Source organism: Pseudomonas sp. 13B_2.1_Bac1, from assembly GCF_025466155.1.
Lineage (GTDB): Bacteria > Pseudomonadota > Gammaproteobacteria > Pseudomonadales > Pseudomonadaceae > Aquipseudomonas > Aquipseudomonas aylmerensis.
Genome location: NZ_JANLOH010000079.1, coordinates 104,918 through 119,765 on the forward strand (window position 1 = coordinate 104,918; position 14,848 = coordinate 119,765).

A 14,848-nucleotide genomic window follows, 5' to 3' on the forward strand; every position below is an offset into this window, starting at 1 on the left:
ACCGCAGGCAAGCCAGCTCCGACCTTTTAAGCACGTACTGAGCAGTGAGATTCACTCAGGCTTGACCCGCTCCGACGGCCTGCGCACGCCGGCTACGATCTTGTCCACGGCCTTGGTCGCCGCCACCATGCCAAACGTGGCCGTGACCATCATCACCGCGCCAAACCCACCCGCGCAGTCCAGTTTCACCCCGTCCCCGACAAAACTCTTCTGCAAACAAATGCTGCCGTCCGGCTTGGGATAGCGCAGCTGCTCGGTGGAAAACACGCACGGCACGCTGTAATGGCGGGTCACGGTGCGGGAAAAGCCGTAATCGCGGCGCAAGGTGGAACGCACTTTCGAGGCCAGCGGGTCGTTGAAGGTACGGTTCAGGTCACAGACCTGGATCAACGTCGGGTCGATCTGCCCGCCCGCGCCGCCGGTGGTGATGATCTGGATCTTGCGGCGCTTGCACCAGGCGATCAGCGCGGCCTTGGCGTTGACGGCGTCGATGCAGTCGATCACGCAATCGATGGTCGGCGTGATGTATTCGGCCATGGTGTCGCGGGTCACGAAGTCGGCCACCGCGTGCACCGTGCAATCCGGATTGATGCCGCGCAGGCGCTCGGCCATCACTTCGACCTTGGGCTTGCCCACGGTGCTGTCCAGGGCGTGCAACTGGCGATTGCTGTTGCTGACGCAGACATCGTCCAGGTCAAACAGCGAAATCTCGCCCACCCCGCAGCGGGCGATGGCTTCGGCCGCCCAGGAACCCACGCCGCCAACGCCGACGATTGCCACATGGGCCGCTTTCAAGCGTTCCAGGCCTTCAATGCCATACAAGCGGGCGACGCCTGCAAACCGCGGATCTTCTGTACTCATGACCATTACCCCAAAAACCGGCGCGCATTATGGGCTACGCAGCGGCAAGTTTTAAGCTACAAGTTACAAGTAAAGAACTTAGGTGGTCTTTCGCTGACTAACGTCCGGCTTTTCTCTGTCTGCTATACGCTCAGGGAAGCGCCGGTGTAGGATGCGCGCCGTTCGGCGTAGGCCGACACCTCTTTTCGTTCCACACCCTTTGGAACCCGAAATAGCCATGTCATCGCGTAAATTTGGACTCAACCTGGTGGTGGTGCTGGCAATTGCCGCGCTGTTCACCGGCTTCTGGGCGCTGATCAACCGCCCGGTCACCACCCCTAACTGGCCTGAGCAGATCTCCGGTTTCTCCTACTCGCCGTTCCAGCAAGGCCAGTACCCGCAGAAAGACCAGTACCCGACCGACGACCAGATGCGCCAGGATCTGGCGATCATGAGCAAGCTGACGGACAACATCCGTACCTACTCGGTCGACGGTACGCTGGGGGACATCCCCAAGCTCGCCGAAGAATTCGGCCTGCGCGTGACGCTGGGGATCTGGATCAGCCCGGACCTGGAGCGCAACGAGCGTGAAATCCAGCGCGCCATCGAGATCGCTAACAGCTCGCGCAGCGTTGTGCGGGTAGTCGTCGGTAACGAAGCGTTGTTCCGTGAAGAAATCACCCCCGAAGCGCTGATCGTGCTGCTGGACCGCGTGCGCGCCGCCGTGAAAGTGCCGGTGACCACCTCCGAGCAATGGCACATCTGGGAACATAACCCGCAACTGGCGAAGCACGTCGACTTGATCGCCGCGCACATCCTGCCGTACTGGGAACATATTCCGGTCGACCAGGCGGGCCAGTTCGTACTCGACCGTGCCAGGGACCTGAAGAAGACCTTCCCGAAAAAGCCGCTGCTGCTGTCGGAGGTTGGCTGGCCGAGCAACGGGCGCATGCGCGGTGGTGCTGACGCCTCGCCGGCGGACCAGGCAATTTACCTGCGCAAGCTGGTCAATACGCTAAACCGCCAGGGCTACAACTACTTCGTGATCGAGGCTTTCGATCAGCCGTGGAAAGCCAGCGATGAAGGTTCGGTGGGCGCCTACTGGGGCGTGTACAACGCCGCGCGCCAGCAGAAATTCAACTTCGAAGGCCCGGTGGTCGCCATCCCGCAGTGGCGCGTGCTGGCCATCGGTTCGGTGGTGCTTGCGCTGCTGTCCCTGACCCTGCTGATGATCGACGGCTCGGCCTTGCGCCAGCGTGGCCGCACCTTCCTGACCTTTATCGCGTTCCTGTGCGGGTCGGTGCTGGTATGGATCGGCTACGACTACAGCCAGCAATACAGCACCTGGTTCAGCCTGACGGTCGGATTCCTGTTGGCGCTCGGTGCGCTGGGCGTATTCATCGTGTTGCTGACCGAAGCCCACGAATTGGCCGAAGCGGTCTGGACTCACAAGCGCCGGCGTGAATTCCTGCCGGTTGAAGGGGATTCGGACTACCGCCCGAAAGTGTCGATCCACGTGCCGTGCTACAACGAGCCGCCAGAGATGGTCAAACAGACCCTCGACGCCCTGGCCGCGCTCGATTACCCGGACTACGAAGTCCTGATCATCGACAACAACACCAAGGACCCGGCAGTGTGGGAGCCGGTGCGCGACTACTGCGCAACCCTGGGCCCGCGCTTCAAGTTCTTCCACGTCGCGCCCCTGGCCGGTTTCAAGGGCGGCGCGCTGAACTACCTGATCCCGCACACCGCCAAGGATGCCGAAGTGATCGCGGTGATCGACTCGGACTACTGCGTGTCGCCGAACTGGCTCAAGCACATGGTGCCGCACTTCGCCGACCCGAAAATCGCGGTCGTGCAATCGCCGCAGGACTACCGCGACCAGAACGAAAGCACCTTCAAGAAGCTCTGCTACGCCGAATACAAAGGCTTCTTCCATATCGGCATGGTCACCCGCAACGACCGTGACGCGATCATCCAGCACGGCACCATGACCATGACCCGCCGCTCGGTGCTCGAGGAACTCGGCTGGGCCGACTGGTGCATCTGTGAAGATGCCGAACTCGGTCTGCGTGTGTTCGAGAAAGGCCTGTCGGCGGCGTACTACCACGACAGCTACGGCAAGGGCCTGATGCCGGATACCTTTATCGACTTCAAGAAACAGCGTTTCCGCTGGGCCTACGGTGCGATTCAGATCATCAAGCGGCACACCGCCAGCCTGTTGCGCGGCAAGGACACCGAGCTGACCCGTGGCCAGCGCTATCACTTCCTCGCAGGCTGGCTGCCGTGGGTGGCGGATGGCATGAACATCTTCTTCACCGTCGGCGCGCTGTTGTGGTCGGCGGCGATGATCATCGTGCCAACCCGGGTCGACCCGCCGCTGCTGATTTTCGCGATCCCGCCGTTGGCGCTGTTCGTGTTCAAGGTCGGCAAGATCATCTTCCTCTACCGCCGTGCGGTGGGCGTGAACTTGAAAGATGCGTTCTGCGCGGCCCTCGCCGGGCTGGCGTTGTCCCATACCATCGCCAAAGCGGTGCTGTACGGCTTCTTCACCACCAGCATTCCGTTCTTTCGTACACCGAAAAACGCGGATAACCACGGCTTCTGGGTAGCGATTTCCGAAGCCCGCGAAGAAATGTTCATCATGCTGCTGTTGTGGGGCGCGGCGCTGGGCATCTACCTGGTGCAGGGCCTGCCGAGCAATGACATGCGCTTCTGGGTGGTCATGCTGCTGGTGCAGTCGCTGCCCTATGTAGCGGCGTTGATCATGGCGTTCCTCTCGTCGCTGCCCAAACCGGCACCGACGGTTGAGCCGGCAACGGCGGAGTAAAAACTCGCGCAATGCACTAAACGGCGGCCTCTGGCCGCCGTTTTGCTATAAGATAACGGCCGTTTTGTGAGACTTGGCCTGGCCCAATTCCCTGTGGGGGCTGGCTTGCCGGCGATGCAGACGCCGCGGTCTGCCAGGCACGCCGCAGCGATGCTATCGCCGGCAAGCCAGCTCCCACATTGGAAGGGTGCCATCCAGGCTCTGAATCCCACTTACGTCCTGCGCCCACGACACGCTTTCCGGAGTTTCCCCATGACGGCCCATGCCGACCTTTCGCCGACCCTTCAACTTGCCATCGACTTGATCCGTCGTCCCTCGGTGACGCCGATCGACGCCGACTGCCAGAAGCTGATGATGCAGCGCCTGGGCGACGCCGGTTTTGCACTGGAACCGATGCGCATCGAGGACGTGGACAACTTCTGGGCCACCCATGGCAAGCATGATGGCCCGGTGCTGTGCTTCGCCGGCCACACCGACGTGGTGCCGACCGGCCCGGTGCAAGCCTGGCAGAACGACCCGTTCGACGCGCTGATCGACGACAACGGCATGCTCTGCGGGCGTGGCGCAGCGGACATGAAAGGCAGCCTGGCCGCCATGCTGGTGGCCTCCGAGCGTTTTGTCGCTGACTACCCGGACCACAAGGGCTCGGTCGCCTTCCTGATCACCAGCGATGAAGAAGGCCCGGCGCACCACGGCACCAAGGCCGTGATCGAACGCCTGGCCGCGCGCAAGGAGCGCCTGGACTGGTGCATCGTCGGCGAACCGTCGAGCACCGCGTTGGTGGGCGACGTGGTCAAGAATGGCCGTCGTGGCTCCCTCGGTGCCACCCTCACCGTGCGCGGCGTGCAGGGCCACGTGGCCTATCCGCACCTGGCGAAGAACCCGATCCACCTGGCGGCCCCGGCCCTGGCGGAACTCGCCGCCGAGCATTGGGACGATGGCAACGCCTTCTTCCCGCCGACCAGCTTCCAGATTTCCAACCTCAATTCCGGTACCGGCGCGACCAACGTGATCCCTGGCGACCTGACGGCGGTGTTCAACTTCCGTTTCTCCACCGAATCCACGGTAGAAGGCCTGCAGCAACGCGTCGCGGCCATTCTCGACAAGCATGATCTGGACTGGCACGTGGAATGGGCGCTGTCGGGCCTGCCGTTCCTGACCGAACCGGGCGCGTTGCTGGATGCCGTATCGGCCAGCATCAAGGCGATCACCGGTCGTGAAACCAAGGCCTCCACCAGTGGCGGCACCTCCGATGGGCGCTTCATCGCGACCCTCGGCACCCAGGTGGTCGAGCTGGGCCCGGTGAACGCGACGATCCACCAGGTCAACGAACGCATCCTGGCCAGCGATCTCGATGTGCTGACCGAAATCTACTACCAGACCCTGATCAAGTTGCTCGCCTGATGCTCGCCTGCCCCATTTGCAGCGCACCGCTCAACGCGGTGGACAACGGCGTGGCGTGCCCGGCCGGGCATCGTTTCGACCGTGCCCGCCAGGGTTACCTGAACCTGTTGCCGGTGCAGCACAAGAACAGCCGCGACCCGGGCGATAACCTCGCGATGGTCGAGGCGCGCCGCGATTTCCTCAACGCCGGGCACTACGCCCCAGTGGCCAGGCGCCTGGCCGAACTGGCTCGCGAACGTGCACCGCAGCGCTGGGTGGACATCGGCTGCGGCGAGGGTTACTACACCGCGCAAATCGCCGATGCCCTGCCCCATGCCGACGGCTATGCCCTGGATATCTCCAAGGAAGCGGTCAAGCGCGCCTGCAAGCGCAACCCGGCACTGACCTGGTTGATCGCCAGCATGGCCCGCGTGCCCTTGGCCGATGCCAGTTGCCAGTTTATCGCCAGCGTATTCAGCCCTCTGGACTGGCAGGAGGCCAAACGCCTGCTCAGCCCAGGCGGTGGCTTGATGAAGGTTGGCCCTACCGCCGGCCACCTGATGGAGTTGCGCGAGCGTTTGTACGACGAAGTACGCGAGTACACCGACGACAAGCACCTGGCCCTGGTGCCGGAGGGCATGAGCCTGGCGCACACTGAAACGCTGTCGTTCACCCTGAGCCTGGCCGAGCCCAAGGACCGCGCCAACCTGCTGGCCATGACGCCCCACGGCTGGCGTGCGAGTGCCGAGCGCCGTGCCGAGGTGATCGAAGCGGTCGAGCCGCTGCAGGTCACGGTGTCGATGCGCTACGATTATTTCGTGCTTCAATAACCGACTTTTCCGCGAATGGATTTTCGAATCCCGCAACGAGGAACATCCATGCGCCAACCCGATATCGAGATTTACCTGAAGGACGCTGACGTCGACCACAAGGCCATCGCCGCCTGGCTGGGCGCCGCCCTGGGGCCTTGCACCGACTGGGTCCAAAAGGGCCAGACCTACAAGTGCACGGCCGGCAGCGTGCCGGTTACCTGGCTGCCGAAAGCCGTAGGCAAGTGGAACAGCCTGTACCTGGAAAGTGACCAGACCCCGTGGGAAGACGACATCGCCTGCGCCCGCGCCGCGTTTGCCGCGCTGAACGTCGAAGTGCGTTGCGCACCGGGTACGTGGGTAGAAGAAGAAGGTGAGGAAAGTGCCGACACCTGGATTCGCATCAGCGCGGACGGTGAAGAGCAGATCACCTGGAAAACCGCATAAAGTCAGGCTAACAAGGCCTCAATGTGCAAACCCAATCAAATGTGGGAGCTGGCTTGCCTGCGATGGGCCCACCTCGGTCATTCAGCCAAACCGCGACGATGCTATCGCGGGCAAGCCCGGCTCCCACATTCGACCGGGTTCCCACATTTAAAGGTGTGTTGTGCCTATCGGGTTACAGCCCCACCACATCCTCCGCCTGCAACCCCTTCTCGCCGGTCACCACGGCGTACTCCACCTGCTGGCCTTCAGCCAACGAACGGTGGCCTTCACCGCGAATGGCGCGGTAGTGCACAAACACATCCTTGCCGTCTTCGCGTTGAATAAAGCCATAGCCCTTTGCATCGTTGAACCACTTCACATTACCGGTTTCGCGCGTTGCCATCTGTTTTGCTCCCACATGCTTTTTTATTGTTGAGTCGCTCACTGGAACTGCCGAGTATATGACAGGCTCAAAAACGATCAACTCAAGTTTACATCGCTGCTTTTTTGCCGATTTTCGGCGAATACGGCACACTACTCGCCCGAGCGCCTGCTCGGTTTTTTCCACTTGAAGCAGCTCGCCTATGACCCGCTCCCCGTTCCGCCGTCTGGTGTTTGGCACCTTGCGCCGACTGTTGTACCTCTGGGTTCGCTCGGAGACGATCAACCAGTCGTCCCTTACCCTTAACCTGGACCGCAGCCGGCCGGTGTTCTACGTCCTGCAATCGCCCTCCCTCAGCGAACTGGCCGTGGTCGATGCCGAGTGCACCAAGGCCGGCCTGCCGCGCCCGGTGCTGCCGGTGTCGGTGGGGCCACTGATGGAGCCCGCCGCATTCTTCTACCTCACGCCGGAACCAGACTGGCTCGGCCGCCAGGACAAGCGCGGTGCGCCGCCGACCCTGACCCGCCTGGTCAACACCCTGACCGAGCACGCCGAAGAGAATGCACAAATCATTCCGGTCAGCGTGTTCTGGGGGCAGTCCCCCGAGAGCGAGTCCAGCCCATGGAAGCTGCTGTTCGCCGACAGCTGGGCGGTCACCGGGCGTCTGCGCCGGCTGTTGAGCATCCTGATCCTCGGTCGCAAGACCCGTGTGCAATTCTCTGCGCCTATCAACCTGCGTGAATTGATCGAGCACAATAAAGGGCACGAACGCACCGTGCGCATGGCCCAGCGCATCCTGCGTGTGCACTTTCGTAACCTGAAGACTGCGGTGATCGGCCCCGACCTGTCCCACCGCCGCAACCTGGTAAAGGGCCTGGTGAACATGCCGCTGGTACGCCAGGCCATTGCCGACGAGGCCGAGCGCGAAAAGATCAGCCCGGAAAAAGCCAAGGCCCAGGCCCTGCGCTACGGCAACGAGATCGCCTCGGACTACACCTACACCGCGATCCGCTTCCTCGAAGTGGTGCTGAGCTGGTTCTGGAACAAGATCTACGACGGCATCAAGGTCAATAACATCGAAGGTGTGCAAAAGGTTGCCCAGGGCTACGAGGTGATCTACGTGCCCTGCCACCGCAGCCATATCGACTACCTGCTGCTCTCGTACTTGCTGTTCAAGAACGGCCTGACGCCGCCGCATATCGCCGCCGGGATCAACCTCAACATGCCGGTGATCGGCAGCCTGTTGCGCCGTGGCGGTGCGTTTTTCATGCGCCGCACCTTCAAGGGCAACCCGCTGTACACCTCGGTGTTCAACGAATACCTGCACACCCTGTTCACCAAAGGCTTCCCGGTGGAGTACTTCGTCGAGGGCGGGCGCTCGCGCACCGGGCGCATGCTGCAGCCGAAGACCGGGATGCTGGCGATCACCCTGCGCAGCTTCCTGCGCTCTTCGCGCATGCCCATCGTGTTCGTGCCGGTGTACATCGGCTACGAGCGCGTGCTCGAAGGCCGCACCTACCTCGGCGAGCTGCGGGGCGCGAGCAAGAAGAAAGAGTCGATCTTCGATATTTTCAAAGTGGTCGGCGCACTCAAGCAGCGCTTCGGCCAGGTGGCGGTCAACTTTGGCGAGCCGATCAAGCTGGCGGAATTTCTCGACGCCGAACAACCGGATTGGCGTGCCCAGGAACTGGGCCCGACCTACAAGCCGGCCTGGCTCAACGAAACCACCAACCGCCTCGGCGAGCAGGTGGCCCGCCATCTTAACGAAGCGGCAGCCGTGAACCCGGTGAACCTGGTAGCCCTGGCGCTGCTGTCCACCACGCGCCTGGCCCTGGATGAACAGGCCATGGCCCGCCAGCTCGACCTGTACCTGGCGCTGCTGCGCCGCGTGCCGTATTCGCCGCACACCACCCTGCCCGAAGGCGATGGCCTGGCGCTGATCAAGCACGTCAAGGACATGGACCTGCTGTCGGAACAGAGCGACGCCCTCGGCAAGATTCTGTATCTGGACGAGCAGAATGCCGTCCTGATGACCTACTACCGCAACAACGTGCTGCACATCTTCGCCCTGCCGGCGCTGCTGGCGAGCTTCTTCCAGAGCAGTTCGCGGATGAGCCGCGAGCAGATCCTGCGCTACACCCACGCACTCTACCCGTACCTGCAATCGGAACTGTTTATCCGCTGGTCGCTGGAAGAATTGGACAGCGTGATCGACCAATGGCTGGAGGCGTTTGTCGAACAGGGCCTGCTGCGTTTCGAGAACAACGTGTACCTGCGCCCGGCGCCCAGTTCGCGGCACTTCGTGCTGCTGACACTGCTGTCCAAGAGCATCGCCCAGACCCTGCAACGCTTCTACATGGCGATATCGCTGTTGCTCAACAGCGGCCAGAACAGCATCAGCGCCGAAGAGCTGGAAGACCTGTGCACGATCATGGCCCAGCGCCTGTCGATCCTGCATGGCCTCAACGCCCCGGAATTCTTCGACAAGAGCCTTTTCCGACATTTCATCCAGACCTTGCTGGAGCAAGATGTGCTGCGCCGCGACGAAGCCGGCAAGTTGAGCTACCACGACCTGCTCGGCGAACTCGCCGAAGGCGCCGCCAAGCGCGTGTTGCCGGCGGACATTCGCCTGTCGATCCGCCAGGTGGCCTTGCATCGTGTGGACGGTGCAGCTGAGGCGCCTGTCGAAACCGAAGAAAGCCGCTAGATTGAATAAGGCGCCGATTAGATGCCGGCGCCGTTGAAAAGGAGCTGTACCATGAAAAAGATCATCCTCCTGGGCCTCACCGCCTTGCTCGGAGCCTGCCAATCCATGAGCCCGACACCCAAGGCCAACCTCGATGGCGAAGTGTTCTACCTGCAGCGCATTGCCCTGCCGCCCGCCGCCACCTTGAGCGTCAGCCTGCAGGACGTGTCCCTGGCGGACGCGCCCGCGGTGGTCCTGGCCGAGCAGAAAGGCCCGGTCAAAGGCCAGGTGCCGCTGCCGTTTCACCTCAGCTACGACCCGGCCCAGGTCAAGACGGGCCACAGTTATGCGGTGAGTGCTCGCATCGAACTGGATGGCAAGCTACTGTTTATCACCACCGAACGGCACGCTGTGCAGCTCAACGGCCAGGATCCACAGCCGCTGCGCCTGCGGGTTGATGCGGTCGCTCAGTGAATTCATCGAACACTTGATTTACGCACATAAGGAAGCGCCCATGCTCCGTAATTCCCTTCGCCTCACTGCCCTGTGCGCCGGCCTGCTGTTCGGCGCCAACGCCATGGCCTTGAACCTTGGCAGCCTGTCCCAGGGCGACGCCACCGGCGGCCTCAAGGACGCACTGACCCAGGGCGCACAGATCGCCGTGAAACAACTGGGCGTGCCCGGCGGTTTCAGCAACAACCCTGAAGTGAAGATCGGTCTGCCAGGCAAGCTCGGCAAAGTCGCCGACAAGTTGAAAATGTTCGGTATGGGCGACCAGGTCACCCAGCTGGAAACCAGCATGAACAAGGCCGCCGAAACCGCCGTGACCCAGGCCCAGCCGATCCTGGTCAATGCCGTGAAAAACATGAGCGTGACCGACGCCAAGGGCATTCTCACCGGCGGCCAGGACTCGGCCACTCAGTACCTGAACAAAAGCAGCCGCGAAGAAATCCGCGCCAAGTTCCTGCCGATCGTCAAGGCCGCCACCGACAAGGTCGGCGTGGCCCAGCAGTACAACGCCCTGGCCGGCAAGGCCGCAGCCTTTGGCGCCGTGGATGCCAAGAGCGCCAACGTCGAGAACTACGTGACCGAGCAGGCACTGGACGGTTTGTTCAAGATGATTGCGCAGCAGGAAGAGACGATTCGCAAGAACCCGGCCGCTGCGGCGACCAGCCTGGCGAAGAAGGTGTTTGGCGCGTTGTAATTCCAGATCGCCCGTTGGGTGCCCCCCCCTCACAACGCCAGGATCGTTCATCACGATGCCTGGCGTTTTTATGTCAGCGGCTCAATAAAACAGCGAGTCAGCCAGTCGCCCTATCATGAGCGTGGCAAAACAGCAGATGGCCACAGAGGTCGCACGATTGATCTTCAAGGGCGTCAGCCAGGTCTTGCGAATACCCTCGAATTGACCGCCGAGCATTATCCAGGCCGACCCCACGGGTATCACTACCAGCGCCAGCGTAGTCATGAAGAGCGCGTAGTCCGCCAGCGCGGTAAAGGTGTGCGCTGGAGCGATGAAGGAAACGATCAACAGGCCCTTGGGATTCATCACTGTCAGCCAGAAGAAATAAAGCCCGGAGAATCGATCCTTGCCTGGGGTGATGGTTTCGCCCTTGCGTTGCCATAGCTGGTAGGAAACGTACAGCAAGTAACAGGCCGCAGCCATTTGCGTAGCCTTCAATGCCCAAGGCGAATACGCGGCCAGATAAACCAGCGCAACGCCCCACAGGGAGACTTGCAGCACGTAGGCCAAGCACTCGACGAAGGCCAGTTTCCACGACGTCCGAAAACCAAGCAGCATGCCCGCGCGCAGCAGCAGGGTGTTTGTCGGCCCGGGCACAGCCAGGAGCAGCACCAGCGCCGAAACGGTACCCAGCATGAAATTATCCTAAGTCGGTCATGATCGATGGTCTTTGCGCCGATGGCTGTTACGGCTGCCAACCTGGCGAACAAAGTGTTGGGGGCGTTGTATCACAGAGGCGGTTATTTATCGTGAAAAAAGCAAACGCCCCGTGGTGTTCGGGGCTCTTGCAATTGCAGAGTGCGAAAAGACGCACGCAGACAATCAAAGCATTCAGCGGCTGATGAGGGTGTTTGTGTTGGTGTTCTGGATCGAGATACTGCTTGTGGGTTGCGCAGGCCAGTTAATCGATCTGTTTTCCATGTTCGATACTCTTTCTTCCAGCCGGTTTTGCCTATGCTGATGTGAGTCACAACCGTGGCTCGCTTGCGGTAGCTGGCCACCCAACATTTGACCCACCATCATATACAAATTGCCAATCATCTGATTTCCGCCTCTATGAATGTCATGGAAACTTTATCTTCGCGATCAAACCGACCGAATAAAGTACCTGCCTGACAGGTAACCTTGTGTGGCACGCGTGAGAAAAAGGTTCCCAATCAGCGCGCCAAGTCACTCTCAGGCCTACACGACATCCTTCCTCACCCGGAACCACGCCGCGTACAGCGCCGGCAAGAACAGCAACGTCAATGCCGTCGCCACAATCAGCCCGCCCATGATCGCCACGGCCATCGGCCCGAAGAACACACTGCGTGACAGCGGGATCATCGCCAGTACCGCCGCCAGGGCCGTGAGCACAATCGGGCGGAAACGTCGCACGGTGGCTTCTATGATCGCCTGCCACGGCGCCAGCCCGGCCTTGATGTCCTGTTCGATCTGGTCCACCAGGATCACCGAGTTACGCATGATCATCCCCGACAACGCGATGGTGCCCAGCATGGCCACGAACCCGAAAGGCTGGCGGAACACTAGCAGGAACAGCGTCACACCGATCAATCCCAGAGGCGCTGTAAGAAACACCATCGCCGTGCGTGAGAAACTGCGCAGCTGTAGCATCAGCAAGGTCAGCACCACCACGATGAACAGCGGCACGCCAGCCTTCACCGAGTTCTGCCCGCGGGTAGAGTCTTCAACGGTACCGCCGACTTCCAGCAAGTAGCCATCCGGCAGTTCGGCGCGCACCTCTTCAAGGGTCGGCAGGATCTGCTGGACCAGCGTCGCCGGCTGTTCCTTGCCGTAGATATCAGCGCGCACGGTCACCGTCGGCAGACGGTTGCGGTGCCAGATGATGCCCTCCTCAAAGCCGTACTCAAGGGTCGCAATCTGCGACAGCGCCACGCTTTTGCCGTTGTCGGTCGGCACGGCGAGGCTCGGCAGCAGCGACAACTCGGTGCGCTCATGCACGGTGCCGCGCAGGAGGATTTCGATCAGCTCGTTGTCTTCGCGGAACTGGCTGACGCTGGAACCGGTGAGTGAACTCTGGAGGAATTTCGACAGGTTGGCGGTGCTCACACCGAGGGCGCGGGCGCGGTCCTGGTCGATATTGAGGTAGACGATTTTGCTCGGTTCTTCCCAGTCCAGGTGCACATTGACCACGTGGGTATTTTCGCGCACCTTGGCCGCCACTTTGCGTGCGAGGGCGCGGACTTCTTCGATGTGTTCACCGGTCACGCGAAACTGCACCGGGTAGCCCACAGGCGGGCCGTTTTCCAGGCGCGTGACACGTGAGCGCAGCTCGGGAAATTGTTCGTTGAGGGTTTCGATCAGCCAGGTGCGCAGGCTTTCGCGCTCCTCGATGGTCTTGGCCAGCACCACGAACTGCGCAAAGCTGGCCGCCGGCAGTTGCTGGTCCAACGGCAGATAGAAACGCGGCGAGCCGGTACCGACGTAGGCCACATAGTTATCGATGCCGGCATGTTCCTTGAGCAGGGCTTCCAGGCGCTTGACCTGATCGGCGGTGTTGCTCAGGGAGGTGCCTTCGGCCAGTTTCAAGTCGACCATCAGCTCCAGGCGGCCCGAGGCCGGGAAGAACTGCTGTGGGACAAAACGGAACAGTGCCACCGAGCCGATAAACAGTAGCAGCGTCAGGACGATCACGGTTTTACGCCGGCGCACGCACCATTCCACCAAACGTCTTACGCGCTGATAGAAAGGCGTTCCGTAGGGATCCGGACCATCGGCGCCGTGTTTAGCTGCGTGAATTTTCGCCAGGTCCGGCAGGAGCTTTTCCCCCAGATACGGCACGAACACCACCGCAGCGACCCACGAGGCCAGCAACGCAATGGTCACCACCTGGAAGATCGAGCGGGTGTATTCACCGGTACTCGACTGCGCGGTGGCGATGGGCAGAAAGCCCGCCGCCGTGATCAACGTGCCGGTGAGCATCGGGAACGCAGTGCTGGTCCAGGCGAAACTCGCGGCTTTAAGGCGGTCGTAGCCCTGCTCCATCTTGATTGCCATCATCTCCACGGCGATGATCGCATCGTCCACCAGCAAACCCAGGGCCAATACCAGCGCACCGAGGGAGATCTTGTGCAGGCCGATGCCAAGGTAATACATGCTGGCAAAGGTCATCGCCAGCACCAACGGAATCGCCAGCGCCACGACCATGCCGGTGCGAATGCCGAGGGAGAAGAAACTCACCAGCAAAACAATCGCCAGGGCCTCAGCCAGGACCTGGACGAATTCGCCGACACTGGTTTTCACCGCTGCCGGTTGGTCCGACACCTTGCGCAGTTGCATGCCGGCAGGAAGGTTCTTCTGCAAGCGTGCGAATTCGCCTTCCAGCGCCTTGCCCAACACCAGGATGTCGCCACCATCACGCATGGCCACGGCTAGGCCAATGGCGTCTTCGCCCATGTAGCGCATGCGCGGTGCCGGTGGGTCGTTGAAGCCGCGGTGGATGTCGGCCACATCACCGATGCGGAAGGTACGATCACCCACCCGAATCGGGAAAGCGCGGATCTCGTCCACCGTCTTGAAGTTGCCCGACACCCGCAGTTGCACACGCTCGCTCGGCGTTTCAAAGAACCCGGCGGTGGACACCGCGTTCTGTTCCTGCAGCGCCTGCTGCACCGCCGCCAATGGCAGGCTGAGAGTGGCGAGCTTGAGGTTGGATAACTCGATCCAGATCTTTTCGTCCTGCAGGCCCAGCAGCTCGACCTTGCCCACATCCGGCACGCGCTGCAGCTGAATCTGGATACGGTCGGCGTAGTCCTTGAGCACCGCGTAGTCAAAACCATCGCCGGTCAGCGCGTAGATGTTGCCAAAGGTGGTGCCGAATTCATCATTGAAAAACGGTCCCTGGATATCCGGCGGCAGGGTCTGGCGAATATCGCTGATCTTCTTGCGTACCTGGTACCACAACTCGGGAATCTGCGCCGAGTGCATGGAGTCGCGGGCCATGAAGGTGACCTGGGATTCGCCGGGACGCGAGAACGAGACGATGCGCTCGTAGTCGCCGGTCTCCATGAGTTTCTTCTCGATACGCTCGGTCACCTGGCGTGAAACTTCCTGGGCCGTGGCACCGGGCCAGTTGGTCTTGATCACCATGGCCTTGAAGGTAAACGGTGGGTCTTCGCTTTGTCCCAGCTTGGTGTAGGACAAGGTGCCGACCAGCGCCAGCAAGATCATCAGGAACAGTACGATCTGGCGATTACGCAGCGCCCATTCGGAAAGATTGAAACCCATC

Annotated in this window: 11 protein-coding genes; 7 read left to right on the forward strand and 4 right to left on the reverse strand. The window is 61.4% G+C overall.

The window, feature by feature from the left end; all coding sequences use genetic code 11:
• Positions 1–51: 51 nt before the first annotated feature.
• Entirely contained in the window at positions 52–861 is an 810-nt protein-coding gene (tcdA, locus tag NTD80_RS18250) for a tRNA cyclic N6-threonylcarbamoyladenosine(37) synthase TcdA (RefSeq protein ID WP_410017420.1), read from the reverse strand.
• A gap of 217 nt (positions 862–1,078) precedes the next feature.
• Between tcdA and NTD80_RS18255 the strand changes: the two genes are divergently transcribed.
• From NTD80_RS18255 to NTD80_RS18270, 4 genes are all read left to right on the forward strand, one after another.
• Positions 1,079–3,670 (forward strand): glycosyltransferase, encoded by a 2,592-nt coding sequence (locus NTD80_RS18255; protein ID WP_065903110.1) that lies wholly within the window; start codon positions 1,079–1,081, stop codon positions 3,668–3,670.
• 252 nt (positions 3,671–3,922) lie between these two features.
• Positions 3,923–5,074: a succinyl-diaminopimelate desuccinylase gene (dapE, locus tag NTD80_RS18260; RefSeq protein ID WP_106804968.1), complete on the forward strand. Its 1,152-nt coding sequence runs from the start codon at positions 3,923–3,925 to the stop codon at positions 5,072–5,074.
• Positions 5,074–5,883 carry a putative RNA methyltransferase gene (locus tag NTD80_RS18265; RefSeq protein ID WP_262134481.1) on the forward strand — a complete coding sequence of 270 codons (810 nt, stop codon included), beginning with the start codon at positions 5,074–5,076 and terminating at the stop codon, positions 5,881–5,883. Before dapE ends, NTD80_RS18265 begins: the two co-directional genes overlap by 1 nt.
• 48 nt (positions 5,884–5,931) lie before the next feature.
• The gene (locus tag NTD80_RS18270) at positions 5,932–6,309 is read left to right on the forward strand and encodes a hypothetical protein (protein WP_106804969.1); all 378 of its coding nucleotides are present in this window, start codon (positions 5,932–5,934) and stop codon (positions 6,307–6,309) included.
• Positions 6,310–6,481: 172 nt separating this feature from the next.
• Here NTD80_RS18270 and NTD80_RS18275 read toward each other — a convergent pair whose 3' ends face one another.
• Positions 6,482–6,691: a cold-shock protein gene (locus NTD80_RS18275; protein ID WP_003219353.1), complete on the reverse strand. Its 210-nt coding sequence runs from the start codon at positions 6,689–6,691 to the stop codon at positions 6,482–6,484.
• 181 nt (positions 6,692–6,872) lie between these two features.
• Here NTD80_RS18275 and plsB point away from each other — a divergent pair, with 181 nt between their 5' ends.
• The 3 genes from plsB to NTD80_RS18290 are packed head-to-tail and all read left to right on the forward strand — an operon-like array spanning position 6,873 to position 10,560.
• Positions 6,873–9,377 carry a glycerol-3-phosphate 1-O-acyltransferase PlsB gene (gene plsB, locus NTD80_RS18280; protein ID WP_065903120.1) on the forward strand — a complete coding sequence of 835 codons (2,505 nt, stop codon included), beginning with the start codon at positions 6,873–6,875 and terminating at the stop codon, positions 9,375–9,377.
• Between the two features lie 51 nt (positions 9,378–9,428).
• Complete coding sequence (locus NTD80_RS18285; protein ID WP_262134482.1) at positions 9,429–9,830, forward strand: YbaY family lipoprotein; 402 nt, start codon at positions 9,429–9,431, stop codon at positions 9,828–9,830.
• A gap of 40 nt (positions 9,831–9,870) precedes the next feature.
• On the forward strand, positions 9,871–10,560 hold the full coding sequence (locus NTD80_RS18290) for a DUF4197 domain-containing protein (protein WP_065903339.1): 690 nt from the start codon (positions 9,871–9,873) through the stop codon (positions 10,558–10,560).
• An 81-nt stretch (positions 10,561–10,641) separates the two neighbouring features.
• Here NTD80_RS18290 and NTD80_RS18295 read toward each other — a convergent pair whose 3' ends face one another.
• Positions 10,642–11,235, reverse strand: coding sequence for a LysE family translocator (locus NTD80_RS18295; protein WP_065903126.1), 594 nt, complete (start codon positions 11,233–11,235; stop codon positions 10,642–10,644).
• A 546-nt stretch (positions 11,236–11,781) separates the two neighbouring features.
• Positions 11,782–14,847 (reverse strand): efflux RND transporter permease subunit, encoded by a 3,066-nt coding sequence (locus tag NTD80_RS18300; protein WP_262134483.1) that lies wholly within the window; start codon positions 14,845–14,847, stop codon positions 11,782–11,784.
• Position 14,848: the final 1 nt, after the last annotated feature.

What these genes read in the sequence shown, in the direction of transcription:
- NTD80_RS18255 (WP_065903110.1), top strand. Translation starts at nt 1,079, where the DNA reads ATGTCATCGCGTAAATTTGGACTCAACCTGGTGGTGGTGCTGGCAATT.
- NTD80_RS18270 (WP_106804969.1), top strand. Translation starts at nt 5,932, where the DNA reads ATGCGCCAACCCGATATCGAGATTTACCTGAAGGACGCTGACGTCGAC.
- NTD80_RS18285 (WP_262134482.1), top strand. Translation starts at nt 9,429, where the DNA reads ATGAAAAAGATCATCCTCCTGGGCCTCACCGCCTTGCTCGGAGCCTGC.
- NTD80_RS18265 (WP_262134481.1), top strand. Translation starts at nt 5,074, where the DNA reads ATGCTCGCCTGCCCCATTTGCAGCGCACCGCTCAACGCGGTGGACAAC.
- NTD80_RS18275 (WP_003219353.1), bottom strand. Translation starts at nt 6,691, where the DNA reads ATGGCAACGCGCGAAACCGGTAATGTGAAGTGGTTCAACGATGCAAAG.
- NTD80_RS18295 (WP_065903126.1), bottom strand. Translation starts at nt 11,235, where the DNA reads ATGCTGGGTACCGTTTCGGCGCTGGTGCTGCTCCTGGCTGTGCCCGGG.
- NTD80_RS18300 (WP_262134483.1), bottom strand. Translation starts at nt 14,847, where the DNA reads ATGGGTTTCAATCTTTCCGAATGGGCGCTGCGTAATCGCCAGATCGTA.
- dapE (WP_106804968.1), top strand. Translation starts at nt 3,923, where the DNA reads ATGACGGCCCATGCCGACCTTTCGCCGACCCTTCAACTTGCCATCGAC.
- tcdA (WP_410017420.1), bottom strand. Translation starts at nt 861, where the DNA reads ATGAGTACAGAAGATCCGCGGTTTGCAGGCGTCGCCCGCTTGTATGGC.
- NTD80_RS18290 (WP_065903339.1), top strand. Translation starts at nt 9,871, where the DNA reads ATGCTCCGTAATTCCCTTCGCCTCACTGCCCTGTGCGCCGGCCTGCTG.
- plsB (WP_065903120.1), top strand. Translation starts at nt 6,873, where the DNA reads ATGACCCGCTCCCCGTTCCGCCGTCTGGTGTTTGGCACCTTGCGCCGA.